This window comes from Streptomyces chilikensis (genome assembly GCF_001642695.1).
GTDB classification, from domain to species: domain Bacteria; phylum Actinomycetota; class Actinomycetes; order Streptomycetales; family Streptomycetaceae; genus Streptomyces; species Streptomyces chilikensis.
In genome coordinates, this window is the sequence record NZ_LWCC02000005.1 from 4,119,399 (window position 1) to 4,120,190 (window position 792).

The window sequence follows — 792 nt, forward strand, 5'->3', positions numbered from 1 at the left end:
GCTGTGATGGGTAGGGGAGCGTCGTGTGCCGGGTGAAGCAGCCGCGGAAGCGAGTTGTGGACGGTTCACGAGTGAGAATGCAGGCATGAGTAGCGATACAAACGTGAGAAACGTTTGCGCCGATTGACCAAGGGTTCCTGGGTCAAGCTGATCTGCCCAGGGTAAGTCGGGACCTAAGGCGAGGCCGACAGGCGTAGTCGATGGATAACCGGTTGATATTCCGGTACCCGCTTTGAAGCGCCAAACATCGAATCCAGTGATGCTAAGCCCGTGAAGCCGCCCCTGATCTCTTCGGAGTGAGGGGGAGTGGTGGAGCCGGTGACCCGAGCTGGTAGTAGGTGAGTGATGGGGTGACGCAGGAAGGTAGTCCATCCCGGGCGGTGGTTGTCCCGGGGTAAGGGTGTAGGCCGTGCGGTAGGTAAATCCGTCGCACATCAAGGCTGAGACCTGATGCCGAGCCGATTGTGGTGAAGTGGATGATCCTATGCTGTCGAGAAAAGCCTCTAGCGAGTTTCATGGCGGCCCGTACCCCAAACCGACTCAGGTGGTCAGGTAGAGAATACCGAGGCGTTCGGGTGAACTATGGTTAAGGAACTCGGCAAAATGCCCCCGTAACTTCGGGAGAAGGGGGGCCATTTCCGGTGACGGGCTTCGCGCCCCGAGCTGGGGGTGGCCGCAGAGACCAGCGAGAAGCGACTGTTTACTAAAAACACAGGTCCGTGCGAAGCCGTAAGGCGATGTATACGGACTGACGCCTGCCCGGTGCTGGAACGTTAAGGGGACCGGTTAGCT

Annotated in this window: 1 other annotated feature (cut by both window edges). The window is 58.8% G+C overall.

Annotated features, from left to right (window positions below):
- Positions 1-792, plus strand: a sequence feature (most likely nonfunctional fraction of RNA operon) (it extends past both window edges: 2,264 nt to the left, 1,128 nt to the right).